16 protein-coding genes are annotated in these 24,171 nt (G+C 64.6%); 3 read left to right on the top strand and 13 right to left on the bottom strand.

Going from position 1 to position 24,171, the window contains the following annotated elements:
* Positions 1-185: 185 nt before the first annotated feature.
* The 4 genes from selO to P7A97_RS16440 all read right to left on the bottom strand — a co-directional run bounded on the left by selO (position 186) and on the right by P7A97_RS16440 (position 8,815).
* The gene (selO, locus tag P7A97_RS16455; protein WP_277691108.1) at positions 186-1,646 is read right to left on the bottom strand and encodes a protein adenylyltransferase SelO; all 1,461 of its coding nucleotides are present in this window, start codon (positions 1,644-1,646) and stop codon (positions 186-188) included.
* Positions 1,647-1,709: 63 nt separating this feature from the next.
* Positions 1,710-5,039: a mechanosensitive channel MscK gene (gene mscK / locus P7A97_RS16450; RefSeq protein ID WP_277691107.1), complete on the bottom strand. Its 3,330-nt coding sequence runs from the start codon at positions 5,037-5,039 to the stop codon at positions 1,710-1,712.
* A gap of 79 nt (positions 5,040-5,118) precedes the next feature.
* Positions 5,119-6,867: a potassium/proton antiporter gene (locus P7A97_RS16445; protein ID WP_277691106.1), complete on the bottom strand. Its 1,749-nt coding sequence runs from the start codon at positions 6,865-6,867 to the stop codon at positions 5,119-5,121.
* A 145-nt stretch (positions 6,868-7,012) separates the two neighbouring features.
* Complete coding sequence (locus P7A97_RS16440; RefSeq protein WP_277691105.1) at positions 7,013-8,815, bottom strand: acyl-CoA dehydrogenase; 1,803 nt, start codon at positions 8,813-8,815, stop codon at positions 7,013-7,015.
* Between the two features lie 159 nt (positions 8,816-8,974).
* Here P7A97_RS16440 and rlmJ point away from each other — a divergent pair, with 159 nt between their 5' ends.
* Positions 8,975-9,811 (top strand): 23S rRNA (adenine(2030)-N(6))-methyltransferase RlmJ, encoded by an 837-nt coding sequence (gene rlmJ, locus P7A97_RS16435; RefSeq protein WP_277691104.1) that lies wholly within the window; start codon positions 8,975-8,977, stop codon positions 9,809-9,811.
* Between the two features lie 16 nt (positions 9,812-9,827).
* Here the strand turns inward: rlmJ and P7A97_RS16430 are convergent, their stop codons facing one another.
* The 3 genes from P7A97_RS16430 to P7A97_RS16420 form a co-directional block, all read right to left on the bottom strand.
* Positions 9,828-10,868 (bottom strand): methyl-accepting chemotaxis protein, encoded by a 1,041-nt coding sequence (locus P7A97_RS16430; RefSeq protein ID WP_277691103.1) that lies wholly within the window; start codon positions 10,866-10,868, stop codon positions 9,828-9,830.
* 26 nt (positions 10,869-10,894) lie between these two features.
* The gene (locus P7A97_RS16425) at positions 10,895-12,148 is read right to left on the bottom strand and encodes an HD-GYP domain-containing protein (protein ID WP_277691102.1); all 1,254 of its coding nucleotides are present in this window, start codon (positions 12,146-12,148) and stop codon (positions 10,895-10,897) included.
* Between the two features lie 82 nt (positions 12,149-12,230).
* Positions 12,231-12,770, bottom strand: coding sequence for a PadR family transcriptional regulator (locus tag P7A97_RS16420; RefSeq protein WP_277691100.1), 540 nt, complete (start codon positions 12,768-12,770; stop codon positions 12,231-12,233).
* Positions 12,771-12,890: 120 nt separating this feature from the next.
* Here P7A97_RS16420 and P7A97_RS16415 point away from each other — a divergent pair, with 120 nt between their 5' ends.
* Entirely contained in the window at positions 12,891-14,546 is a 1,656-nt protein-coding gene (locus tag P7A97_RS16415) for an NAD(P)/FAD-dependent oxidoreductase (protein WP_277691099.1), read from the top strand.
* On the opposite strand, the gene P7A97_RS16410 is transcribed toward P7A97_RS16415, so the two are convergent.
* From P7A97_RS16410 to P7A97_RS16400, 3 genes are all read right to left on the bottom strand, one after another.
* Complete coding sequence (locus P7A97_RS16410) at positions 14,543-14,734, bottom strand: putative motility protein (protein WP_277691097.1); 192 nt, start codon at positions 14,732-14,734, stop codon at positions 14,543-14,545. The two genes, P7A97_RS16415 and P7A97_RS16410, sit on opposite strands and share 4 nt — an antisense overlap.
* Positions 14,735-14,761: 27 nt before the next feature.
* Positions 14,762-15,409: a peptide-methionine (S)-S-oxide reductase MsrA gene (gene msrA, locus P7A97_RS16405; protein ID WP_277691096.1), complete on the bottom strand. Its 648-nt coding sequence runs from the start codon at positions 15,407-15,409 to the stop codon at positions 14,762-14,764.
* A gap of 77 nt (positions 15,410-15,486) precedes the next feature.
* Entirely contained in the window at positions 15,487-18,183 is a 2,697-nt protein-coding gene (locus P7A97_RS16400) for an EAL domain-containing protein (protein WP_277691094.1), read from the bottom strand.
* Between the two features lie 123 nt (positions 18,184-18,306).
* Here P7A97_RS16400 and P7A97_RS16395 point away from each other — a divergent pair, with 123 nt between their 5' ends.
* Complete coding sequence (locus tag P7A97_RS16395) at positions 18,307-18,795, top strand: hypothetical protein (RefSeq protein ID WP_277691113.1); 489 nt, start codon at positions 18,307-18,309, stop codon at positions 18,793-18,795.
* Here P7A97_RS16395 and P7A97_RS16390 read toward each other — a convergent pair.
* The 3 genes from P7A97_RS16390 to aceE form a co-directional block, all read right to left on the bottom strand.
* Complete coding sequence (locus P7A97_RS16390) at positions 18,761-18,964, bottom strand: hypothetical protein (protein WP_277691093.1); 204 nt, start codon at positions 18,962-18,964, stop codon at positions 18,761-18,763. The genes P7A97_RS16395 and P7A97_RS16390 overlap by 35 nt on opposite strands.
* 851 nt (positions 18,965-19,815) lie before the next feature.
* Positions 19,816-21,486 (bottom strand): dihydrolipoyllysine-residue acetyltransferase, encoded by a 1,671-nt coding sequence (gene aceF, locus P7A97_RS16385; RefSeq protein ID WP_277691092.1) that lies wholly within the window; start codon positions 21,484-21,486, stop codon positions 19,816-19,818.
* Positions 21,487-21,497: 11 nt separating this feature from the next.
* Positions 21,498-24,143 (bottom strand): pyruvate dehydrogenase (acetyl-transferring), homodimeric type, encoded by a 2,646-nt coding sequence (gene aceE / locus P7A97_RS16380; protein WP_277691091.1) that lies wholly within the window; start codon positions 24,141-24,143, stop codon positions 21,498-21,500.
* Between the last annotated feature and the right edge of the window lie 28 nt (positions 24,144-24,171).

Raw genomic sequence — 24,171 nt, 5'->3', positions numbered from 1 at the left:
AGGGAACGGGGGCTTGGGCGCTATCGGTCGTGGTGTGTGCGCAGAAAGTGGCGCAGCAGTGAAGGCTTGTGCGAGGCGGTGAAGCAATTGCGGCTGAAGCCGCTCCCACTGGGAGTTCCCTGTCGTGGCCAAGGCGCCTCCTACACAGGGATGGGCTCACCGCTGTTCTACTCAGTCCTGTGAGCTTATGACGAGCAACTGATCTCCAGGTGCTTGCCCCATTCCGGCGGGCGTTCGGTGTAGCGCTGCATGCCGGGTTGTTCCTCGAACGGGCGTGACAGTACGGCGTGCAGTTCACGCACCGGGCCGTAGTCGCCCTGTTCGGCGGCGGTGATGGCGTTTTGTGCCAGGTAGTTGCGCAGCACGTAGAGCGGGTTGACCGCGTGCATGCGGACGCGGCGGGCATGCTGGTCGTTGGTTTCGCGGGTGGTGCGGGCGATGTAGGCGTCACTCCACTGGTCGAAGCCGGCCAGGTCGACGAAGTCTTCGCGCAATTGCTTGAGTGCATCGGCGGGAGCCTGTTCGCCGAGACGACGGAAAAACAGCGAGTAGTCTACGGCGCTGGTCTGCATCAATTGCAGCAGGCGTTCGATCAACTCGTCGTCGTCCTCTTCCGCCTGGGTGAAGCCGAGGCGCCGGCGCATCAGGTCCTGGTAGTGGGTCTGGTACAGCGGCAGGAACAGGCCGAGCGTCTCGCGCAGCTGGTCCACTTCGACGAAAGGCGTCAGCGCCTGGGCCAGGGCGGCAAGGTTCCAGTGGGCGATGGGCACCTGGTTGCTGAAGCTGTAGCGGCCGCTGTCGTCGGAATGGTTGCAGATGTGGTTGGCATCGAAGTCGTCGAGGAAGGCATAGGGGCCGTAGTCGAAGGTGATGCCGAGGATCGACATGTTGTCGCTGTTCATCACCCCGTGACAGAAGCCATAGGCCTGCCAGTTGGCGATCAGCTCGGCATTGCGTTCGACGATCTCGTGGAACATCGCCGCCCAGGGGTTCTCCGCCGCCTGGCACTCGGGGAAATGGCAGGCCAGCACATGCTCACCCAACTCGCGCAGGCGCTCGTGCTGGTTGCTGTAATAGAAGTACTCGAAGTGGCCGAAGCGTACATGGCTGGGCGCCATGCGCAGCAGCATGGCGCCCGTCTCCTGGCGCTCGCGCCACACCGGGGTGCTGGAGCCGGTGACGCACAAGGCGCGTGAGCTGGGGATGCCCAAGGCGTGCAGGTACTCGCTGGCGAGGAATTCGCGGATCGATGAGCGCAGCACTGCGCGGCCGTCACCCATGCGTGAGTAGGGCGTCTGGCCGGCACCCTTGAGGTGCAGGTCCCAGTGCTCGCCGGCGTCATTGACCACCTCGCCCAGCAGCAGGCCTCGGCCGTCACCCAGTCGTGGGTTGTAGACGCCGAACTGATGCCCGGAATAGACCATGGCGCGTGGCTCGGCCTCGCTCCACAGCTTGTGCCCGGAGAACAGCTCGGCGAACAGCTCGGAGCCGGCTTCGGCGGGGTCGAGATCGAGCAGGGCCATGGCCTGCGGGCTGGCCACGACCAGGCGCGGTTCATCCAGGGGCTCGGGCAGCACGGCACTGGAGAAGGCATCCCCCAGACGGGCGAAGCGGTTGTCGAACACGAAATCGGCGAGGGCTTTCAACGGCGGGCTCCAACGAAAAAGCCCGAGCATTGTGCTCGGGCTTGTCGTTCAGCGCCAGTACGCTTACTCGTCAGCGGGTGGCTCGGGCAGCGTGCCAGCGTTCTGCCCTTTGTCCGCGTCGTGCTTGCGCTGAATCAGCTGATATTCGCCGCCATCGATGTTCTTCACATGCACGTCGAGCTGGCGGAAGGCTATCTCGATGCCGTTGGCGCGGAACTCGCGGTCGATGAAACGGTTGATTTCGTCGATCGCCGGGTTGCGGTCGGCAAGATCGCGCACGTGGATGCGCAGTTCGTGGTTGAGGGTGCTCTCGGCGAAGGTGAGGAAGTACACCAGCGGCTCCGGGTCGCGCAGTACGCGCGGGTTCTCGCGTGCAGCCTGCAGCAGCAGTTTGCGTACCAGTTCCAGGTCGGAGCCGTAGCCGACGCCAATCTGCAGGGTCACGCGGGTGACGGTGTCGGTCAGCGACCAGTTGATCAACTGGTCGGTGATGAAGGTCTTGTTGGGGACGATGATTTCCTTGCGGTCGAAGTCGGTAATGGTGGTGGCGCGGATGCGGATGCGGCTGACCGTACCGGACAGGTTGCCGATGGTGACCACATCGCCGATGCGCGCCGGGCGCTCGAACAGGATGATCAGACCGGAGATAAAGTTGGCGAAGATCTCCTGCATGCCGAAGCCGATACCGACCGACAGCGCGGCGACCAGCCACTGCAGCTTGTCCCAGCTCAGCCCGAGGGTGGACAGCGTGGCCACGAAGCCGATGCCGGCCAGTGCGTAGGACAGCAGGGTGGTGGTGGCGTAGGCACTACCCTGGGCCAGCTTCAGGCGCGACAGCACCAGTACCTCGAGCAAGCCTGGCAGGTTACGGGCCAGCACCGTGCTGATGCCGATGATGATCAGTGCACCCAGGACATCCAGCAAGCTGATCGGCACCATGACCATGGCGTCGCCTGTGCCGCTGCTGTACTCGTACAGGGTGATGTTGTCCAGGTAGGTGAAGACGCTGATCAGGTCGGCCCAGACCAGATACAGGCAGCCGATGAAACCGGCCAGCAGGGCCAGGCGGATCAGGCGCATGGACTGCTCGTTAATCTGCTCGATGCCCAGAGTCGGCTCTTCGAGTGGCACATCACTATCGGTGCTCTCCGCGCTCTGTCGTTTGGCCAGTGCGCGCTGGTAGGCCAGGCGACGAGCCGCCACGCTGAGGCCGCGCTCGAAGATGGCGTCCAGCAGCAGCCACAGGATCAGCAGGTAGAGGGTGTCGATCAGGCGGTCGCTGAGCTTGAGGGCCGTGTAGTAGTAGCCAAAGCCCACCGCCACGATCAAACCGATGGGCAGCAAGGTGAAGGTCAGCCCCAGCAGCAGGCGGAATGGCGAGGTGTTTTCGCGCATTGGCCCGGACAGCAGCAGGCGGCTGAGCAGCACGGCCATCAGGGTATAGCAGGCGAGCACCACGAATACGCCGATCACGTCATCGGCCAGCATGGCTGGCTGGTGTTCTGCCACCGTGACCACGGCAACCAGGGCCAGTACCACCAGACCCAGGCTGCGCGCCTGCTGGCGCAGGTAATGCACCTGGGGGCGTGGCCAGCGGAAGTGCACTTCGCCAACGCCGCCAGGGGCGAGGATGCGATAGAGGGTGTAGAACACCATCCAGGCTTGGGCCATGTCCAGCAAGGCACTGCCAAGTGTGGCGTTCTGGCCACGCGCATCGAGCAGCAGCGCCAGGCCGCCCAGGGCCAGGAACAAGGCCACCGGCAGCGCCAGCAGCACATTGATCAACAAGGCCAGCGGAGTGTGCAGCTGGCTGTCGTGCTTATAGTGACCGATGTCCTGGTGCACCGCGCTGAGCTTGCTGTAGAGCCAGTTCCTGCGCCAGATCAGGGCGCCAATCAGCAGGAGCAAGGGCACGAACAGCCAGGGTCGATCGATCAGGCCTGCCCCCAGTTCCTTAATCGAGGAGCCCCAGGCGATGCTGTCCAGCTGGCGTTCGAGCAGGCCGGGCACCAGTTTCAGCCAGTCGAGGTCGAGCGGCTTGTTGCTGGGAATCCAGAACATCTGCTCGTCGAGGGTGGCGCGCAGGTTGCTGGCCACCTGTTGCAGTTGCTTCTGATTGAGCTGCAGGGTGATGGAGGCATTGAGCAGGGCGTTGAGGTCGCTGCTCATGCGGTCGAGCAGCTGGCTGCGGGTGGTGGCCAGCTCCAGCAGGGTGGCGCGCAGCTGTGGTGTGGCCTGGTCGGCGGGTTGGCCGACCAGCAGGCCGTCGACGTAGTCCTGCAGGTTGCCCAGCTTGTCGCGGGCCTGGTTCAGCTCGAACTGGTACAGGCGGATGTCGGCGATTTCGTCGGCCAGGTTGTTGTCCAGTTGCAGTTTCGGCAGGGCCTGTTTCTGCTGGTAAAGGATCTTGGCCAGCAGCAGGCTGCCTTTGAGCACCTCGATCTGCTCTTCCAGGGCGTTGGCGGCCTGGTTGACGTTATCCAGCTGCTGCTTGGTCTCCAGATTCAGGCGATTCAGTTCGTTGAGCCGGTCGGTGGCGCGCAGCAGGTAGTCGGAAATCTTCAGGTTGGAGGCACTTTCCCGGGCGACCAGGCTGTCCGGCGTGGCCTTCTCGACCTCGCGAGAAAGTTCGGCGACGGTCTGTTCCGAGCTTTCCCGGCGTTTGGCGCTGATCAGGGCCTGCAGGTCGAGGCTTTCCTGCTCGACACGCCGGATACGCTCCTGCAGGAGATCGTGGCGGGCGTTGCCCAGGTCCTGCAGCAGGCTGTTGCCGGCCAGTTCCTCGCGGCGCAGTGCGGTCTGTGCTTCCAGGGCGGCCAGCTCGGCGTTCAGGCGGTCGCGTTGCTCGTTGCTCAGCGGACGGTTGCCATCCTTGCCGCTCTTCAACTGGTTGTTGATCTGCAGGGCGCGGTTCTGGTTGTTGCTGATCTCGGTTTGCGCCCTTTCCGGGCGGGTCTGCGCGGTGATCAGCAGGCTGTTGGCCTCCGCCAGTTGCTGCTGCCAGGTACTCAGCTGATTGCTGCGCTCACTGAGCATTTGTTCCAGGCGCGTGACGTTGGCGCTGGCATAGCGTTTGGCGATGTCCTGCGCTGTGTCACCCTTGAGTTGCTTGAGCTCGCGCTGGGCATCGGTGATCAGCTTGGGTGCATCGCGCAGCTGGCGCTTGAGCGAAGTCAGACGCTGCTGGCTGTCATCGCGACTGGCGAGAAAGCCCAGAGTGGCTTCAAGGTGGCCTTTCAGGGCGTTGTGCTCGGCCTCCGGCAGCTTGCGCTCGCTCAAGCTGTCGAGGTTTTGCTGCAGGGCAGTGGCCGAGGGAAGCTCGGCCGCCAGTGGCTGGGCGCTCAGGCAGAGACTGAGCAGCAGGCCGGTAAACAGGGGGCGCAGTAAGGACATGGTCGCGATTGCGGCTCGTGCGGAAAATTGTGGCTAATGATATGTCAGCTGCGCCATCGGCGCTGGGGTCGGTACATGCCTAGAGGAACAGGCCGGGCCCCGGTTTGTTCTGACCTTCGGGGAATTTGACGCCGACTTTGCGCACCTTGTTCCCCTCCATCAGGGCAACGGTCCAGGTCAGGCCGTTCCATTCCACCTGATCACCGACCACCGGTTCGCCGCCAATCTCGTGTGCGATGAAGCGGCCCAGGGGCTGGTTACCGTCCTCGTCACCGAGCTTGAGGCCGTAGAGGGTGGCGATAGCGGCCAGCTCGGCGTCACCTTCCAGCACGAAGTCGCCGAAGAAACGCAGGTCCTTGCCGCGCTGCGGGGCCTGGCTGAACAGCTTGCCGAGGGCAGGCAGGTCATGTTCATGGCCAATCACGCAGAGAATGTCGGCCTCCTGCAAGGTGGTACTGCCGGACGGGTGGAGCAGTTCCTCGCCGCGGAACAGCGCGGCCACGCGCGTGCCTTCGGGCATCTTCAGCGCGCGCAAGGGGGCGCCGATGCACCACTTTTCGGCCCCCAGGCGGTAAATGAACAGCTCCCACTGGCTGGTGGGGTGGACTTCCAGGCCGGCCCGGGAAATCGGCGCCGGGTCTGGCGGCACGGTCACTTTCATCAGTTTGGCAGCCAGCGGCAGGCTGGTGCCCTGCAGCAGTAGCGAGATCAGAACGATGAAGAAGGCCACGTTGAAAAACAGTTGGGCGTTCTCCAGGCCCGCCATCAGCGGGAACACGGCGAGGATGATCGGCACTGCGCCACGCAGGCCGACCCAGGCGATGAAGGCCTTCTCGCGGTCATGGAAGGCGCGAAATGGCAGCAGGCCGAGGAAGATCGACAGCGGGCGGGCGAACAGGATCATCCACAGGGCCAGGCCGAGGGCCGGCACGGCGATGGGCAGTAGCTCATGTGGCGTAATCAGCAGGCCGAGTACCAGGAACATGCCGATCTGTGCCAGCCAGGCCAGGCCATCGAGCATGTGCAGGATGCCGTGGCGCGAGCGGATCGGCTGGTTGCCCAGCAGCAGGCCGCACAGGTAGATGGCCAGGATGCCGCTGCCTCCCGCGGCGTTGGTGATGGCGAATATCATCAGGCCGCCGCTGACCACCAGCAGTGGGTACAGTCCCCCGGCCAGGGTGATGCGGTTGACCAGTTGCAGTAACAGCCAACCACCGCCGAAACCGAGCAGGGTGCCAAGACCGAACTGCTGCAGCAGGTGCACGGCGAAGCTCCAGCTGAGGCCGGCCTGGCCCTTGAGCAGCATGTCGATCAGGGTCACAGTGAGGAACACCGCCATCGGGTCGTTGCTGCCGGATTCGATCTCCAGGGTGGCACTGACCCGCTCGTTGAGGCCGCGACCGCCGAGCAGGGAAAACACCGCAGCAGCGTCGGTTGAGCCGACGATGGCGCCGATCAGCAACCCTTCCATCCACGTCAGGTCGAACAGCCAGGCGGCTGCCACGCCGGTCAGCCCTGCGGTAATAAGCACCCCGAGGGTGGCCAGGGACAGTGAGGGCCATAGCGCCACGCGGAAACTGGAGACGCGGGTGCGCATACCACCGTCGAGCAGGATCACCGCCAGTGCCAGGTTGCCGACCAGATAGGCGGTGGAGTAGTCGTTGAAGACGATACCGCCTGGGCCGTCCACGCCGGCGAGCATGCCCACGGCGAGGAAGATCACCAGGATCGGGATGCCGAAGCGCGAGCCGAAGGCGCTGACCAGGATGCTCATGCCTACCAGCAGCGCACCGATCAGAAACAGGCTGTTGATGGCGCTGGCGTCCAAGGCGTGCTCCGGGAAAAAGGGGAAGGCCTTCCGTCTATGCAGGGGCCGTGCCCGATTCTAACCCGTGGCTTCGCGTGGCTGTCAAAACAAAAGCCCCGCACTGGCGGGGCTTTGCTTTTCAAGTGAATTCAGATGCTTAGCGAGATCAGAACCAGCCGTCCTGCATGCCCAGGCAGGTGTCGTCACGGGCTTCAAGAATCGCCAGCTCGTGGTGACAGCTGGGTACCTCCCAGGTCAGGAAGTAACGCGCGGCCTGCAGCTTGCCTTTGTAGAAGTCGGCATCGGCAGGGTTGCCGGAAGCCAGGCCCTCTTCGGCGCGGATCGCCTGCTCCAGCCAGCGCCAGCCGATCACCGCGTGGCCGAAGACCTTGAGGTAGAGCGCCGAGTTGGCCAGGCCCTGGTTGACCTTGCCGGCCATCAGGTCGCCGAGCAGGGCGAGGGTCACGCTACCGAGGCGGTTGACCAGCTGCTCCAGCGGTTGGCGCAGGGCGTTCAGCGACTCGTGCTGGGTGGCGCGCTGGCAGGTGCCCTGGATCAGGCCCATCAGCTGCTTGAGCGCAGCACCGCCGTTCATCGACACCTTGCGGCCCAGCAGGTCGAGCGACTGGATGCCGTGGGTGCCCTCGTGGATCGGGTTGAGGCGGTTGTCGCGGTAGTACTGCTCCACCGGGTATTCGCGGGTGTAGCCGTGGCCGCCGAGGATCTGGATGGCCAGCTCGTTGGCCTTGAGGCAGAACTCCGAGGGCCAGGACTTGACGATGGGGGTGAGCAGGTCGAGCAGCTCCAGGGCCTTCCTGCGCTCTTCCTCGGTGCCCAGGGTCTGGGTGTCATCGAACAGGCGGGCGGCATACAGACCGAGGTCGAAGGCGCCTTCCACGTAGGCCTTCTGGGTCAGCAGCATGCGCCGCACATCGGCGTGCTCGACGATGGAAATCTGCGGGCTGCTCGGGTCCTTGCCATCGGCGTGACGGCCCTGAGGGCGGTTGCGTGCGTAGTCCAGCGAGTACAGGTAGCCGGCGTAGCCGAGCATGATGGCGCCCATGCCGACACCGATGCGCGCCTCGTTCATCATCTGGAACATGTAGCTCAGGCCGGCATGCGGCTTACCGACCAGATAGCCGACACATTCGCCGTTATCGCCGAAGTTCAGCGCGGTGGAGGTAGTGCCGCGCCAGCCCATCTTGTGGAACAGGCCGGCCAGGGTCACGTCGTTGCGGGCGCCCAGCGAACCGTCGTCGTTGACATGGTATTTCGGCACGATGAACAGGCTGATGCCCTTAACGCCGGGCGGGGCATCCGGCAGCTTGGCCAGCACCATGTGCACGATGTTCTCGGAGATCGGCTGGTCGCCGCCGGAGATGAAGATCTTGTTGCCCTTGAGGCGGTAGCTGCCATCGGCATGCGGTTCGGCCTTGGTGCGGATGTCCGACAGCGAGGAGCCGGCGTGCGGCTCTGTCAGTGCCATGGTGCCGAAGAAGCGGCCGTCGATGATCGGCTGCAAGAAGCGCTGCTTCTGCTCGTCGCTGCCGAAGGCCTCGATCAGGTTGGCTACGCCCATGGTCAGCATGGAGTAGGAACTGGTAGCGCAGTTGGCCGACTGGAAGTGGGCGAAGCAAGCCTGTGACAGCAGGTTGGGCAGCTGCATGCCGCCGTGCTCGAAGTCGCGGGTGGCGTTGAGGAAGCCGGCCTCGTGGAAGGCCTTGAGGGCCGGAGCCACTTCCGGGATCAGCTCGGCGGCGCCGTCCACGTACTGCGGCTCGTGCTCGTCATTCTTGCGGTTGTGCGGCGCGAACAGCTCTTCGGCGATGCCGCGGGCAGTGGCGATGGCGGCATCGAAGGTTTCGCGGTTGTGGTCGGCGAAGCGCTCGCGCTGGGTCAGGGCTTCGGCGTCGAGCACTTCATAGAGCTCGAAGGCCAGGTTGCGGGAGCTGAGCAGGGTCTCGGACATGGGAGGCGTCTCCGGTGGGATCTTTTGCGAGTCTAAGATGGTGAATAGAGGTCGCCTAGCAAGATTCACATTGCTAATACAGCGCCAGAACCTGATGCGCTCGTCCCTTCGGGCTACAATTCGCGACCTGCTCCAGGTCCCGCTTCAGGTAACACACTCATGAACTACCGCCACGCCTTCCATGCCGGCAATCACGCCGACGTTCTCAAGCACATCACGCTGAGTCGCATCATCGCCCTGCTGTCACGCAAGGAGGCGCCGTTCGTCTGCCTGGACAGCCACGCCGGCGTCGGCCTGTATGACCTGCAGGGCGATCAGGCCAGTCGCACCGGCGAGTGGCTGGAAGGCATCGGCCGGCTGTGGGATGAGCAGGAACTGCCCGAACTGACTGCCGATTATTTTGGTGTGCTGCACGCGCTCAACCCGAACGGCCAGCTGCGCTACTACCCCGGTTCGCCGGAGCTGGCGCGGCAACTGAGCCGCGAGCAGGACCGCGTGCTGCTCAACGAGAAACACCCGGAAGATGGCCAGCTGCTCAAGGACAACATGAAGCGCGATCACCGCGTGGCGGTGCACCTGGGCGAGGGCTGGCACGTGCCGCGCGCCTTGCTGCCGGTGGCGGAGAAGCGTGCACTGCTGCTGATCGACCCGCCGTTCGAGAAGGCCGATGAGCTGGAGCGTTGCGTCACTGCGTTGAACGAGGCCATCGGCCGCATGCGCCAGACCGTGGTGGCGATCTGGTATCCGATCAAGGACGAGCGTCAGCTCAAGCGCTTCTACCAGGGCCTGGAGAAATCCAGCGCGCCCAAGCTGCTGCGTGCCGAGTTGTTCGTGCATGCCGCGGACGATGCCAGCCGCCTGGCTGGCTCCGGCCTGGCCATCGCCAACGCGCCCTGGGGGCTGGAGGACGAGCTGAAGCAACTGCTGCCCTGGCTGGCCGGCAAGCTGGCGCAGAGTCAGGGCTCCTACAGGCTCGAGTGGCTGATCGCCGACTGAGACGCAGCGTGGGGCCCTAGGTGCTGGCGTTTTCCACTGCGCGCTGGTGGAGTTGCTCGGCCAACTCGACCAGTCGCTGCGCCTGATGGCATAGGTCGGCCAGCGCGTCGCGGTTTTCCTGCGGTGGACTGAGCGCTGCGGTCGCGCCCAGGAGCAGCTCGTCCAGGCGGCTGGCTGTGGCCTGGACATGGGCCTGCCGCGTGGCGAATGCCTGCAGGCACGCCGCGATCTGCTGCTGCGCCGCCTCCGTAGTGTGTGTATCGGCCTCGGCCAGCAGATTGGCCTGGGCGTCCGCTTGGCTCAGGGCGTCCAGCATCTCGCCGACGGTGGCGCGAATGGCCAGGGAGAACTCGGTGGAGCGGCTGGACAGGGCGCGCACCTCGTCGGCCACTACGGCGAAGCCGCGGCCGCTGTCACCGGCACGGGCCGCTTCGATGGCGGCGTTCAGCGCCAGCAGGTTGGTCTGCTTGGCGATGGCGTCCATGTCGTCAGTCGCGCGCACGATGGTTTCGCCGCGCTGGGCGATGCCGCGCATCTGCTCAGCTAATGCCGCGGCCTGATCGCGGCCCTGCTGCTGGCGTGCACCCAGTTCGGTCAGTGCCTGCTGGGCTTGCGCCGCGTCATGGGTGCCGGCCGGCAGTTCGGCCAGCAGGGTGCGGGCACTGTCGTGCTGCTGCGCCAGTTGTTCGGTCTGCCATTGCCAGTGTTGCTGAAGCTCGGCGGCCTGGGCCTGCAGGTCCTGCTGCAGGTGCTCGAGCAGCTGCTGGCACTGGGTGCACTGCGTGTGCAGCGCGTCGGCCAGCGGCGTCAGCCAGTCCGGCACCTGCGGCGCGTCTGGGCGCGCCTGCATCAGCGCGCCCCAGTGGGTCGCGGTGGCCAGTGCGGGCAGCAGGCCGAAACTCAGGAACAGGCCGCAGAGCAGGCTGATCCACAGTGGCAGGCCGGCCCAGGCGCCGAGCCCGACCAGCAGCCAGGGCGACAGTTGTAGCGCAACGGCGACCGGGCTGAAGGCCCGGGGCGGAATGTCGTGAAGATCGGAAAAGCGCGGATTGGGCATGGGCCGGTCTGCTCGTGGTGGGCGGGCTATTTGCCGCGTTGGCGCGGGTCGACGTAATAGCTCAGCTGCTGGCGTGGGTCGAGGTATTCCAGCGCCTCGGATGGCAGCTGTGCCGGGCGCAGGCTACGGGCGATGGTCAGCCCGGGCTCATGCTCCAGATCGACGATCAGCGCCTCGGCCTTGGGGATGCTCGGCTCGTGGAGAATCAGCGTGGGCCTTAGGGGCAGGCTCGGGTGCATGCCCAGCACCAGAGCGTAGCGCTCGTCCTCCAGCTGTACCAGGCTGCCCGGCGGGTACACGCCCATGCTGCGGATAAAGGTTTTCAGTGCCACCTCGTCGAAACGCTCGCGCTGCTGCTTGAACAGCAGTGCCAGAGCCTCGTGCGGGCTCAGGGCATCGCGCGGATTGAGCGGGTTGCACAGGTTGTCGAAGGCGTTCACCAGGCTGACCACGCGACTCAGGCGACCGATGGCCGATTCGCGCAGCCCCTTGGGATAGCCGCTGCCGTCGCAGTATTCGTGGTGCTCCTGGATGATCCGCAGCACGTCGTCGTCGAGCATCAACGCCTGACCGCGCCGCACGCCGAACTCGCAGTGCAGTTGCAGCAGTTGCTGTTCGGGGCGGGTCAGCGGCTCGCTCTTGAGCAGTACCTTGCTCGGTACCTCCAGCTTGCCCATGTCGTGCAGCAGCGCACCCAGGCCCAGGCTATGGCAGGCCTCGGAGTCGAAGCCGAGCTGGCGCCCAAGCATCACCGACAGGACCGTGACGTTGAGCGGGTGTACGTAAGCGTCGTCTGCGGCCTTGCCGTTGATGCTGTGCAGCGCGGCACCATCCTCGCCGCACAGTGCCTGCACCAGTTCGCGCACCACTTCACCGGCCTGTTTCAGGGCCTCCTCCGGCTGGCGGCGCAGGGTCTGGTTGAGTGCCTTGACGCGCTGGCTGGCCTGGACGAAGGTGCGGTCCACCTCGGCCAGGCGCTTGCGCAGCGCGCCAAGCTTGGCCGCCCGGGCCTGGCGTGCCTGCTCCTCGGGGTCGGGCGGCGGCGCTTCGGGTTCCGTCACGGCGTTTGCTGCCGGCAGCGGTAGCGGCGGGCAGTCGCTGCGTGCCGGTTCGTAGCGCAGCTGCCTGAGGCCTAGTGCGCGCAGGGCCTGCAGTTGGTTTCCGTCCTTGATCTTGAAGCTGTTGAAGGCGAAATCGTGCTCCCACCATTTCAGGTCGATATGAATATAAAGGCCCACGCAGAGCTGTTCGGGGCTGATGAGTTGAGTAACTGCGGGCATGCCGTTGGTCGCAAGCTGCTGGCTATTTGATGGCAGTCTAGCGTTTTGCGTCATGCCATGGCAGTGATGCAGTGCCGTGCATTCAGCTACTGCCGTTCAGTTCCTGGTCCACTTCATCGGCCCAGGCCAGCCAGGCCTGCTCGCCGAGAATGCCGCGACGCAGGGTCAGGTAGGGCAGCCGCAGGCGGGTGCGCTGTTCGTCGTTCAGCGCCAGGTAGTCGCGCTCGATGGCCAGCAGGCTGTCCAGGGTCTTGCGGTGTACGTCGCGGTGGCGGGCCATCTCCTCGCGCAGGTTGTCCGTACTGGTATGCGCGCCTGCATAGAGTTTGACCAGCAGGGCGTCGTTGATCTTGTTCGGCTGCACCGGTTCGCCCAGCCAGCGCAGCAATTCGGCGTGGCCGGCGGGCGTCAGGCGATGGACCTTCTTGTCCGGACGGGTCTCCTGGGCCTGCGCCTCGCACTCCAGCCAGCCGGCCTCGTTGAGCTTCTTCAGTTCCTGGTAGACCTGCTGGTGCTTGGCGTTCCAGAAGTAGCCGAGGCCCTCCTTGAACCGTTTGAGCAGGTCGTAGCCGCTGCCGGGCTGACTTTCCAGGAGGATGAGGATGGCGTGCTTGAGCGACATGGGCGGTTTTCGCGGAGGACGATGGGACGGAGTATAAGGGCTATGCAAAAAGTTGCATGGTCATGATTCGCTGCTAGTATGCAAAAACTTGCATAAAAACTATCACGCAGGAGCCCTCCCATGAAACGCACCGGCACCCGTTTCCGCCCGCGCCTGGCACGCGACGACTACGACGTCATCGTCATTGGCTCCGGCATTGGCGGCCTCACCGCCGCCGCCCTATTGAGCAAGCTGGGCAAGCGCGTGTGCGTGCTGGAGCAGCACTACACCGCCGGCGGCTACACCCACAGCTACGAGCGCGAGGGCTACGAGTGGGATGTCGGTGTGCACTACATCGGCGAGGTGCACAAACCCTGGTCGGTGATTCGCCGGGTGTTCGACGTGATCAGCGACGGCAAGATCGAATGGGCGCCGATGGACGCTCATTACGACCGCATCGTCATCGGCGACAAGACCTATGACTACGTGGCCGGGCGCGAGGCGTTCAAGGCCGAGATCAAGCGTCATTTCCCGGACGAGGCGGCGGCCATCGACCGTTATGTCGACTTGCTCAGCGAGGTCAGCGCGCGGGTGCCGCGTTTCTTCGCTGGCCAGGCCATGCCGCGTGCGCTGGGCATGCTCTATGCCAGGTTGCGGCGGATGTGGTTACCGGCCTATTTCTTCCAGAGCACCCGCGAAGTGCTGGAAGGCCTGACCAGCAACCAGGAGCTGATCGGCGTGCTCACTGCCCAGTGGGGCGATTATGGACTGCCACCGGCCAAGGCCGCCTTTGTCATGCATGCCATGGTCGCCAAGCACTACATCACCGGTGGCAACTATCCGGTGGGGGGCGCGACCAAGATATCCGAGCACATCATCCCACTGATCGAGGCGGCCGGCGGCCATGTGTTCACCTACGCCGGAGTGGACAAGATTCTGGTCGAGAACGGCCGCGCGGTCGGCGTGCGCATGCACAAGGATGGTGTGGAAATCCGCGCGCCGCAGATCGTCAGCTGTGCCGGTCTGGTCCCCACCTACACCCGTCTGCTGGACAGCCAGGTGGCCAGCGAGCATGGCCTGCTGGCGCCGCTCAAGCAGGTCGAACTGTCGGCCGCCACCCTGTGCCTGTACGCCGGCTTCAAGGGCAGCGCCGCCGAGCTGGGACTGCCGAAGACCAACTACTGGGTCTATCCGGGCCACGATCACGACCGCAATATCGACCGTTTCATGAGCGGGCAAAGTGGCGATATGCCGCTGATTTACATCAGCTTTCCCTCGGCCAAGGACCCGGCCTGGGATGCCCAGTACCCGCACAAGGCCACGGTGGAAATTGTCGCGCCGACCCAGCCGCAGTGGTTCGCACAGTGGAAGGGCAGCACCTGGGGTAAGCGCGGTGCCGAGTACGAGGCGTTCAAGGCCCAGCTCACCGAGCAATTGCTGGACACCTTGTACCGCCATCATCCGCAACTGCGCGAGGCCCTGGATTTCTGCGAGCTGGCCACGCCGCTGTCCACCGAATGGTTCCAGTGGAACGAGCAGGGTGAGATCTACGGCATCGACCACACGGTGCAACGCTTCGATCAGCACTGGATCCACAGCCAGACGCCGATCAAGGGCCTCTACCTGACAGGGGCCGATACCGTCACTGCAGGCGTCGGCGGCGCGCTGATGGCGGGCGTGCTGACCGCCACGCGCATGCTCGGCTGGCGCGGCTATCAGGTGGGTGGATTGTTGAAGAACTGGAAGTCGGCGCCGGGTGGGGATGCCCGCTCCGAGGTGGCGGGCGCCGAGGGCTAGACCATTACATCGACATTGTTGCCCAGATTGGGCGGGTTGCTCGCGGTGCTGGCCGGTGCGGCGAGCTGAACCAGGTTGGCAGCGCTGGCCGCCTGGAGTTCCAGGGTCTTCTGCAACAGTAGTAGCGAGGCCTGGGCCGAAGCTTGCGCCGATGCCTGTGCGGAGACCTGGCTGATGTTCAGTTCCATGCTGTCTTCCTCTTCATATTCACAGGCTCAGCCCGGCAGGCACACACCGGTGCCGCCCAGGCCGCAATAGCCGCCGGGGTTCTTGGCCAGGTACTGCTGGTGGTAGGCCTCGGCGTAGTAGAAGGGCGGGGCGTCATCGATCTCGGTGGTGATGGCGCCCAGACCGGCCTTGGCCAGTTCTGCCTGGAACTGCGCCTGACTGGCCTCGGCGGCAGCGCGCTGAGCGGCGTCGAAGCAGTAGATGGCTGAGCGGTACTGGGTGCCGATGTCGTTGCCCTGGCGCATGCCCTGGGTCGGGTTGTGCGCCTCCCAGAATACTTTTAGCAGGGCCGCGTAGCTGGTTTGCTGCGGGTCGAAGATCACCAGCACCACTTCGGTGTGCCCGGTCAGGCCGGAGCAGACTTCCTCGTAGGTCGGGTTCGGCGTGTGGCCGCCGGCGTAGCCGACCGCCGTGCTCCAGACTCCGGGTTGTTGCCAGAAGCGCCGCTCGGCGCCCCAGAAGCAGCCGAGGGCGAACAGCGCCTGCTGCAGGCCGGCAGGGAACGGGGGCAGTAGGGGGTTGCCGTTGACATGATGCGTTGCCGGCACCGCCATGCGCTCTGCACGACCCGGTAGTGCCTGCTCGGCGCTGGGCAGTTCGAGTTTGTGGGCGAGGATTTGCGAGCGCAGAACCATGATTGCTTCCCGGAGTGACGGTGGGTTGGCCTAGCTTAACCGCTGGATAACGAATAGACGGTGGCGGGCGACGGATGTTACGGGCTGCTGCGACAGGGGTAGCGGCGCAGAGCTTGCACCAACTGGCTGCCGGGGATTGGGCGGTCGAACAGGTAGCCCTGGCCGACATCGCACTTTTGCCGGCGCAGTACGCTCAGCTGGGCAGCGGTTTCGATGCCTTCTGCAACCACTTTGAGCTTGAGGTTGTGGGCCATGGCAATCACCGCCGAGGTGATCTCCATGTCGTCCTCGTTCTGCGGGATGTCCTTGATGAAGCTGCGATCGATCTTGATCACGTCGATGGGGAACTTCTTCAGGTAGCTCAGCGACGAGTAGCCGGTGCCGAAGTCGTCCATCGCCAGCGTCAGGCCCAGGGCCTTGAGCTTCGACACTTGCTGGCGGGTATCATCGTTGCCTTCCAGCAGCAGGCTCTCGGTCAGTTCGACTTCGAGCAGGTTGGCGGGTAGGCCTTCCTCTTCGAGAATTGCCGCGATCGAGCCAACCAGATCGGGGTCGGTGAACTGCTTGGCTGACAGGTTGATCGCCACCTGTACCTGGCCCAGGTCAAGTGCGGCCAGCTCCAGACTGGCACGGCAGGCCTGGCGTACCACCCACTTGCCGATGGGGATGATCAGGCCGGTTTCCTCGGCCACGGCGATGAACTGATCCGGGTTGATCATGCCTTTTTCCGGATGCTGCCAGCGCAACAGAGCCTCCAGGCCGACCAGCTGACCGCTTTTCAGGCACAGCTTGGGCTGGTAGTACACCTCCAGCTCGTTCTGGGTCAGGGCGCGACGCAGGTTGCTTTCGACGAACAGCTTGTAGTTGGCTTCTGCGTTGAGCGCCTCGGTGAACAACTGCACCTGGTGTTTGCCGTTGGCCTTGGCCTTGTGCAGGGCCAGGCCGGCATGCTTCATCAGGATGTGCGGATCGTTGCCGTGGGCGGGCGCGCAGGCCAGGCCGACCGAGCCGGTGACGTTGATCAGCTGGTTGTCGACGAATAGCGGCTTGTCCAGGGTGTTCAGCAGCTCCTGAGCCAGCTGCAGACCGGCGACTTCGCCGGCATCGTCGAGCAGCACAGCGAATTCGTTGCTGGCAAAGCGTGCCAGGATGGTGTCCTTGCTCAGGCTGTTGCGCAGGCGGCGGGCCAGGCTGGCCAGCAGTTTGTCGCCGGTCTGGTGGCCGAGGCTGTCGTTGATCCGCTTGAAGTTGTCGATATCCACCAGCAGCAGACTGAAGACCCGCTTGTCGCGCTTGGCGAAATGCTCTTCCAGGCAGCGGATGAAGTAGGGGCGGTTACCCAGGCCGGTAAGGTTGTCGCTGTAGGCCAGGCGCTCGATGCGCTGCTGGGCCAGCTTGCTTTGGGTGATGTCTTCGTAGATGCCGATGTAATGGGTCAGCTCGCCGTCGTCGTTGTACACCTTGGAAATCGACAGCTGGCCCCAGTAAGGCTCCAGGTTCTTGCGCCGGCTGCGGAATTCGCCCTGCCAGCTGTTGCGCTCGGCCAGCCCGGCGCGGGCATCGAACAGCAGGTCGCCGAGGTTTTCCAGGGCCGGTAGCTGGGAGATGCGCCGGCCCTGGACTTCCTCGGCACCGTACTGGGTGATGGCGGTGAAGCTGGGGTTGACGTACTGCACCAGGCCGTCGCGGTCGAACAGCAGAAAAGCGCTGGCGCTCTGCTCGACCGCGCGCTGGAACAGGTACAGGGCACTGGTGGCGTCGAGACGTTGCTGGTTGCTCATGACCTGGGCGAACTGGTCGGCCAGTTCACCGGCGAAGGCAATCTCGTCGGCCTGCCAGGTGCGCTCCGGGCCGACATGCTCCAGGCACAGTACGCCGACCACTTCGCCGCCCAGGCGAATGCTGGCGTCGAGCAGGGCGCTGATGCCCAGCGGCTTGAGGTAGCCCCGGGCCAGCTCGTTGGTGCGCGGGTCGCGCTGGGCATTGTGCGCATCGAGGGCGCGGCCGCTGTGCAGCGCGGCCAGGTAGTGCGGAAACAGGCTGGCATCGATCGGCTGTGGCAGTTCGTGGCGGTCGATGTCGCGGCGGTACATGGCCACCGGTTCCAGGCGTTCGCCGACCAGGTGCCAGATGCTGGCCCGGGCCACGTCGTAGGCCTCGCAGGCGGCCTGGGTAATCAGCTCGGCGGCTTCCTTGAGCGGGTCTAGGGCGTTGTAGCGGTGCCGCGCCAGGCGCACGATCAGGCTTTGCTGGGCGCGGGAGCGGATCAAGTGCTGCAGGTGTTCTTCCTGGGCATGCTGATACAGCTCCAGCGAGGTCTGCAGTTTGCCGTTCTGTTCCTGCAGTTCCTGTAGGCGCTGTTCGGTCTGGTTCTCGCCAGCCTCGCTGGTGACCAGCAGGTAACCGCGCAGCAACTGGCGGCCGCGCTGCAGGAACAGCTCGCCGACCTCCAACAGGTGCAGGGCACCGTTGGGCGTATGCAGGCGATAGCGCACCGAGTAGTGCTGCACGGAGGCCAGTTGCTGCTGGATGTCCTCGTGCAGGCGATAGCGCGCCTCGGGCTCCATCAGGCTGGCATAGGGTGAGTCGAGCAGGGCGCAGAGTTCGCCGGCGCTGACGCCGAGCTGACGCTCACAGGCGGGATCGAGAAACAGAAGGGACCAACTGGGCTCGTTAATGCGTTCGAAGCGCAGCATTCCCAGGCGCGAGGGCACTGGCAACTGCGTCACAACCTCAGCTGCCGAACGGCTGGCGGCATCGGGATGGCTTTTCATCGAACGACTGGCTTCCAGTATGCTGCCAACAGGCAGCAGGCTAAGGTCTGTTACATCAACCAAGTTCGGCAAGGGTGCATCATGCGGCTGGGACTGACAAGAAGACTGAGCGGGTTATTGCTGATGCTGAGCCTGGGCGGAACGGCCCCGGTTCAGGCCAGTGAGGCCCAGCTGGGCGGGGAGGAGCAGGCACGCTATCTGGCCGAGCTCAAGCGACTGTACATGACCAAGGATGAGCGCAAGGCACTGCTGGCGCACAGCAACGCGCTGCTCGATACCTATGCCCTGCGTGCCGGCTACCAACTGGGCAAGGCCCCGGCGCAGCGCAGTGACCTGCGCTACCAGCTGAGCGTGGCCGGCCCAGGCGAGCTGCTGGTGCGCCAGGAAACCCGCACCGAGCAGAGCAAGATCCTGGCCGTGAGCAATCAGCGCTTGTCGGTGTTCGGGGTTGATCCGTATATCCGCTACAACTGTCCGACCAGCGGCATCACCTGCGTGCTCGACAACCCGGCCGATGGCAGTCCGTGGATTACTGTGCTGCGCGATCACCAGGGCTCGGCCGACCTGGCTAAGGCGATCAGCTTTTTGATTCGCAACCTGCAGCGGAACTGAGCGGTCTGCCGCAGCGTGGCGGCAGCAGGGGTTGGTGGCGATTGGCTAGGCCGACCTCCTGGGCGAGGCGCAGGGCTTCCTCCTCGCTGGCGCAGGGGATGAAGAACTGGTTGAGGTAGAGCCGCCATTGCGGTTGCTCGGCGGTTGGTGCGACTACGCGAATCTGCATGGCCAAGTGCTGGTTTCTGGACAACTCCCAGAGGCTAGCACTTGGCCATTACTTTTCCATTTCCAGCACCGGCGCGTGTGTCTCGGGGAGCCATGTCTTGAAACTGGACTGGCAAGGCGGTGTGAATTTTGGCGTTTAATCGCTTTCCGAGTTGTCTGATGGTCTTTGTTTCGCCCCTCCCGGGCGACTCACTTTTCTTTGTTTGCGCAAAGAAAAGTAAGCAAAAGAAAGCGCTCCACGACATCCGGCCCCGCCTGTGGCGGGGGTCCCTCCCTCCGGTGCCGCTCCGGGGGCCGTCACGAAGGGACGTCCCTGTCCCATCGTGCCTCGCTCGGCGTCCTGCCTCGCGTCCCCCTACGCAACACCTCCACTCGGCCTACTGACGGGGACTTGGGCTCCGCACTGCTTGATGCTTTTGCTCTGTTTTTCGTTCTGTTCTTGCGAACTGTCAGGCAGCGCCAAACGCCCCTTGCAGGAGGGTGAGTGGAATCGTCGTGAAAGGCGTTGAGCGGCAGGGATGCCGCGAGAGGCGCGATGGGCCAAGGATGGCCCTTCGCGCCGTGCCCCTGGAGCGGCATGGAGCGAACGGACCCGGAGCGCAGCGTAGGGCCGGATGAGGGGGCAAGCGTTTTGCCTACTTTTCCGCGACTGGAAAAGTAGGTCGCCCAGGAAGGGCGAAACGGGAGGTATCGGAAGACGCGAAAATTGGCTTGGCCACCAAACGCAATCTCGGCAGTCCGGTATCAAGCCGCGCCTCCCCCGAAATCCGCTAATGAACCCATAAAAAAGCCCCGCCAGAGGCGGGGCCGAAGGGGAGAGGCGTCGATGCCTCAAAGCACTACTCGATGTACTTACAGCAGCAGGGTGCGGATGTCCCCCAGCACGTCGCCCAGGCGCTTGGTGAAGCGTGCGGCGGCCGCGCCGTTGATCACCCGGTGGTCGTAGGACAGCGACAGCGGCAGCATCAGGCGTGGCTGGAAGGCCTTGCCGTCCCATACCGGCTGCATGGTCGCCTTGCTGACCCCGAGGATCGCCACTTCCGGCGCGTTGACAATCGGCGTGAAGCCGGTGCCGCCAATGTGGCCGAGGCTGGAGATGGTGAAGCAGGCGCCCTGCATGGCGTCCGGCGACAGCTTCTTGTTGCGCGCCTTGTCCGCCAGTTCGGCGGCCTCGGCAGCCAGCTGCAGCAGGCTCTTCTGGTCGACGTTGCGGATCACCGGCACCAGCAGGCCGTCCGGGGTGTCCACGGCGAAGCCGATGTGCACGTACTTCTTGCGGATCAGCGCCTTGCCGCTGGGAGCCAGCGAGCTGTTGAAGTCCGGCAGCTCCTTGAGCAGATGCGCGCAGGCCTTGAGCAGGATCGGCAGCACGGTCAGCTTGACGCCCGCCTTCTCCGCCACGGCCTTCTGCGCCACGCGGAAGGCTTCCATCTCGGTGATGTCGGCGCTGTCGAACTGGGTCACGTGGGGTACGTTGAGCCAGCTGCGGTGCAGGTTGGCGGCGCCGACCTGCATCAGGCGGGTCATCGCCACTTCTTCGATTTCGCCGAACTTGCTGAAGTCCACTTCCGGAATCGGCGGAATACCGGCACCACCGGTCGCGGCGGCGGCCGGCGCCGACTTGGCCTGTTGCAGCATGGCCTTGACGTAGGCTTGCACGTCTTCCTTGAGGATGCGGCCTTTCGGCCCGGTGCCGGGTACGGCGGCCAGGTCGACGCCGAACTCGCGGGCGGTCATGCGCACGGCGGGGCCGGCGTGCACTTTGCTGCTGTCACGCACGGGGGCGGCGACAGCCGCAGCAGCGGCAGACAGCGCAGCAATGGCGCCGACTTCAGCTGCAACTGCAGGCGCAGCGCCTGGCGGGGTGCTGTGCACGGCAGCTGCTTTGGCCGGCGCCGCAGCCGCGGGTGCCTTGGCGGCTTCAGACGCCGGGGCGGCGCTCCCTGCCACACGCAGCTTGAGAATCAGGTCGCCGGTGCCGACTTCGGCATCCAGCTTGACCAGCAGTTCTTCCACCACGCCGGCGGCCGGCGAGGGGATTTCCATGCTCGCCTTGTCCGACTCCAGGGTGATCAGCGACTGGTCAGCCTCAATGCTGTCGCCGACCTTGACCATCACCTCGATGACCTTGACCTTGGCGTCCGTACCGATGTCCGGCACATGCACGTCCTGCACGCTGGCGGCAGCCGGGGCTTCTGTCGGTGCAGGGGCGGCGGCCGGCGCAGGCTCGGCGGCCTTGGGCGCTTCGGCGGCAGCCGGGGCCTCGGCAGCGGGTGCGGCTTCAGCGGCGGCACCTTCGACTTCCAGCACCAGCAGTTCATCGCCTTCCTTGAGGCGGTCGCCCAGCTTGACCTTCAGCTCCTTGATCACGCCGGCCTTGGGCGCGGGGATCTCCATGGAGGCCTTGTCGGACTCCAGGGTCAGGATGCTCTGGTCGGCTTCGACGCGGTCGCCGACCTTGACCAGCAGTTCAATCACCTCGCCTTCGCCGCCGAGGTCGGGTACGCGAATCAACTCACTCATCGCTACGCTCCTTAGCAGTCCAGCGGGTTGGGTTTGTTCGGATCGATGCCGAACTTGGTGATGGCATCAGCCAGCACCTTGGCTTCGATCTCGCCACGGTCGATCAGCGCTTCCAGCGCGGCCAGGACGACCCAGTAGCGGTCCACTTCGAAGAAGTGGCGCAGTTTCTTGCGGCTGTCGCTGCGGCCGAAGCCGTCGGTGCCGAGTACCTTGTACTCTTTGACCGGCACCCACTGGCGGATCTGCTCGGCGTACAACTTCATGTAGTCGGTGCTGGCCACGACTGGGCCCTTGCGTCCGGACAGGCACTGCTCGACGTAGGTCTGCTGCGGCTTCTGCCCCGGGTGCAGGCGGTTCTTACGCTCTATGGCCAGGCCCTCGCGGCGCAGTTCGTTGAAGCTGGTGACGCTCCACACGTCGGAGCCGATGTTGAACTCCTCGCGCAGGATCTTCGCCGCCTCGATCACCTCGCGCAGGATGGTGCCGCTGCCCAGCAGCTGCACGTGGTGAGCGGCTTCCTTGGTGTCTTCTTCGAGCAGGTACATGCCCTTGATGATGCCGTCCTCGACACCCTGCGGCAGGGCCGGCTGGACGTAGGACTCGTTCATCACGGTGATGTAGTAGAAGACGTTCTGCTGCTCTTCGGTCATCTGGCGGATGCCCTCGCGGATGATCACCGCCAGTTCATAGCCATAGGTCGGGTCGTAGGTGCGGCAGTTGGGGATGGTCGCGGCCATGATGTGGCTGTGGCCGTCCTCGTGCTGCAGGCCTTCGCCGTTCAGCGTGGTACGCCCGGCGGTGCCGCCGATCAGGAAGCCACGGCAGCGGCTGTCGCCGGCAGCCCAGGCCAGGTCGCCGATACGCTGGAAGCCGAACATCGAGTAGAAGATGTAGAACGGCAGCATCGGCTGGTTGTGGTTGGAGTAGGAGGTGCCGGCGGCGATGAACGAGCTCATGGCCCCCGCCTCGTTGATCCCCTCTTCGAGGATCTGGCCCTTCTTGTCCTCCTTGTAGAACATCACCTGGTCCTTATCGACCGGCTCGTAGAGCTGACCGACCGAGGAGTAGATGCCCAGCTGGCGGAACATGCCCTCCATGCCGAAGGTGCGCGCCTCGTCCGGGATGATCGGCACGATGCGCTGGCCGAGATCCTTGTCTTTGACCAGCTGCGCGAGGATGCGCACGAAGGCCATGGTGGTGGAGATGTCGCGGTCGCCCGAACCGTCGAGGATGGCCTTGAGGGTTTCCAGCGGCGGGGTCGGGATGCTGAAGCTGTTGGCGCGGCGCTGCGGCACGTAGCCACCCAGGGCTTCGCGGCGTTCGTGCAGGTACTTGTACTCCGGGCTGCCCGGCTCCGCCTGGACGAAGGGCAGGTTTTCCAGCTCGTCATCCTTGACCGGGATGTCGAAACGGTCGCGGAACTGCTTGAGGCTGTCGATATCGACTTTCTTGGTGTTGTGCGCGGTGTTCTTCGCTTCACCGGCGCCGGTGCCGTAGCCCTTGATGGTCTTGGCCAGGATCACGGTCGGCTGGCCCTGGTGGTTGACCGCCTGGTGGTAGGCCGCATAGACCTTGTAGGGGTCGTGGCCACCGCGGTTGAGGTTCCAGATTTCCTGGTCGGACAGATCCTTGACCATCTCCTTCAGCTCGGGGCTGTTGAAGAAATGCTCGCGCACGTAGGCGCCGTCTTTGGCCTTGTAGTTCTGGTATTCGCCGTCGACCACCTCGTCCATGCGGCGCTGCAGCAGGCCGTCCTTGTCCTTGGCGAACAGCGGGTCCCAGAAACGGCCCCAGACCACCTTGTTGACATTCCACTGGGCGCCGCGGAACACGCCTTCGAGTTCCTGGATGATCTTGCCGTTGCCGCGCACCGGGCCGTCCAGGCGCTGCAGGTTGCAGTTGATGACGAAGATCAGGTTATCGAGCTTCTCGCGGCCGGCCAGGGAAATGGCACCGAGGGATTCCGGTTCGTCGCACTCGCCGTCGCCCATGAAGCACCAGACCTTCTGCTTGCCGGCGGGGATGAAGCCGCGGCTTTCCAGGTACTTCATGAAGCGCGCCTGGTAGATCGCCTGGATTGGGCCGAGGCCCATGGACACGGTGGGGAACTGCCAGAAGTCCGGCATCAGCCAGGGGTGCGGGTAGGAGGACAGGCCGTTGCCGTCCACTTCCTGGCGGAAGTTGTTCATCTGATCTTCGCTGATGCGCCCTTCGAGGAAGGCGCGGGCGTAGATGCCGGGGCTGGCATGGCCCTGATAGAAGATCAGGTCGCCGCCGTGTTCGGCGGTGGGGGCCTGGAAGAAGTAGTTGAAGCCGATGTCGTACAGGGTCGCCGAGGAAGCAAAGCTGGAGATGTGGCCGCCCAGATCCGGGTCTTTCAGGTTGGTGCGCATGACCATGGCCAGAGCGTTCCAGCGCACCAGCGAGCGGATGCGTCGCTCCATGAACAGGTCTCCCGGCATGCGTGCCTCGTGGCCGACCGGGATGCTGTTGCGATAGGGCGTGGTGATCGCGTAAGGCAGCTGGGTACCGCTGCGGGTGGCCAGTTCACCCATGCGGGTCATCAGGTAGTGGGCGCGGTCTTCACCTTCTTTGTCGAGGACGGACTCAAGGGCGTCCAGCCATTCCTGGGTTTCGACGGGATCGAGGTCTTGCATGGCTTGCTCCAAGGCGGAAAGGCTTCCA

Source organism: Pseudomonas sp. GOM6 (genome assembly GCF_029537485.1).
Taxonomy (GTDB): domain Bacteria; phylum Pseudomonadota; class Gammaproteobacteria; order Pseudomonadales; family Pseudomonadaceae; genus Aquipseudomonas.
The sequence above is the reverse complement of the archived record's forward strand: the minus strand, read 5'-3'. Positions and strand labels throughout refer to the sequence as shown.